Consider the following 2,144-nt stretch of genomic DNA (forward strand, 5'->3'; position numbering starts at 1 on the left):
GCCGCGTGCCTGGGAGCGCTCCTCGCTCCCGCGTCCGCGGCGATCGCCGCCGAGACGGTGCCCGCGCCGGTCCTCGAGTACACCTTCGACCAGATCGACGCGAGCCCCACCGATGGCGCCGTGATCGCCGACGCCGCCCCCGGCGGCCACCCCGGAACCGTCGTCAACAGCGGCGCGTCGAGCACGGCGGGTCCGAGCGGCGCCACGGGCGACCGGGCGCTCTCGCTTCCCGGCGGCGCCAGCTCCGCCGCCGCACCCCACGTCCGAATCGCCCCCGGTCTGATCCCGGCGGGCACGACCGACGTGACGATGTCGGCGTGGATCCGCTGGAGCGGCGCGCCGCAGTGCACCTGGCCGTTCACACTCGGATCCAGTGTCAACGCCCACATCCTGGCCACCACGCAGTGCGGCACCTCCGGCTACGGCGCCATCAAGAACGGCTCCGAGGTGCGCGCCTCCGGCACCGCGCCGGTCGCCGCTTCGCGCTGGGTGCACATGGCGGTCGTCGTCACCGGCGGCAAGACCGTCCAGACCTTCCTCGACGGTGCCCTGGTCGGGCAGGCCGCGACCACGTACAACGCGTCTGCGGCGATCGGCAGCTCGACGTTCTCGGGTTACCTCGGCAAGTCGTTCTACGGACCGGATGCCTACTGGGCCGGCGCCATCGACGACGTGAAGGTGTGGACCTCCGCCCTCACCGCCAGCCAGCTGCAGCAGACCGAAAACGACGTGCACGCGAGCATCGCGCGCGGCGACGCCGCCGTCTCGCTCGGCGACACCTCGAACGTCACCTCCGACCTCACGCTGCCGACCACCGGTACGGGCGGGTCGAGCATCACGTGGACCTCCAGCAACCCCGGCGTCGTCAGTAGCACCGGAGCGGTCGTCCGCCCCACCGCAGGCTCGGGCGACGCCACGGTCACCCTGACGCCCACCGCCACCCATGGGGGTGCCGCGCTTGCCGGTTCGGCCATCACGGTGAAGGTGCCCGCGTACGCCCAGGGTGACAGCGCGCAGGCCGAGCTGGCCCGCGCCGTCGCCGACGGCCTCGCCGCCGACGCCGCCCTGGCCGGACCCATCCGCGGCAGCATCACTCTGCCGACGACCGGTGCCGACGTCACAGCCACCGCCACGCGCACGGGCGCGGCGAACGCCGCCATCACGTGGGCGTCGTCGAACGAGACGATCATCTCCACGACCGACAAGGGCACCGCCCCGAACGTCGTCGCCAAGGGCGCCGTCACACGCCCCGCCGTTGACACGCAGGTCACCCTGACCGCCACCGTCACCGTCCCCGGCGCCGCACCGGTCGCGCGAACACTCACACGTACTGTTCCCGCCGCGGCGCCCGTCGCCGCCGGCGACCTGGACGCCTATCTCTTCGCGTACTTCACCGGCGACAACATCGAGGGTGAGAAGATCCGCTTCGCCACCTCCGACGGTAACGACTCGCTGCGGTGGAAGACCCTGAACGATGCACAACCGGTCCTGAGCTCGACCAAGGGCACGACGGGTCTTCGCGACCCGTTCATCTTGCGGTCCAAGGAAGGCGACCGGTTCTTCCTCCTCGCCACCGATCTCTCGGTCGGGACCTCCGGCTGGGGCGACTCGATGAACCGTGGCAGTCGCTTTCTCGAGATCTGGGAGTCCACCGACCTCGTCAACTGGGGCGAGCAGCGTCACATCGAGGTCAACCTGCCCAACGCGGGCATGACCTGGGCCCCGGAGGCGATCTACGACGAGAGCATCGAGGCCTACACCGTCTACTGGACGTCAGCGCTGTTCACCGACGGAGCCGCCCGCAACACCCCCGATGGCAACGGGGCGCAGATCCTCCTCTCGACGACACGTGACTTCCGCGACTTCACCACTCCCCAGCCGTGGTTCAAGTCGGCTGATGTGCCCGGGTTGAACGTGGGCAGAGGACTCATCGACTCCACTGTGTTGAAGGAGGGTGACACCTACTACCGGTTCACCAAGGCCACGCAAACCAGCGGCTGCGCGTCTTCCGACATCCTCGGGCAGAAGTCGACGAACCTCCGTGGGACCACGGCATCCGGTGCCTGGTCTCTCATCGACACGTGCATCGGCCGCACCGCCGGCACCCCCGAGGTCGAAGGTCCCGAGATCTTCAAGGCCAACGA

The 2,144-nt window shown here is 69.9% G+C and carries 1 protein-coding gene; it reads left to right on the plus strand.

From position 1 onward, the window contains the following. Positions 1-2,144 (plus strand): immunoglobulin-like domain-containing protein (locus MT347_RS17980; RefSeq protein ID WP_243502723.1); only part of this gene is annotated, 2,144 nt, incomplete at both ends.

It is taken from the genome of Microbacterium sp. VKM Ac-2923, assembly GCF_022815605.1.
Lineage (GTDB): Bacteria > Actinomycetota > Actinomycetes > Actinomycetales > Microbacteriaceae > Microbacterium.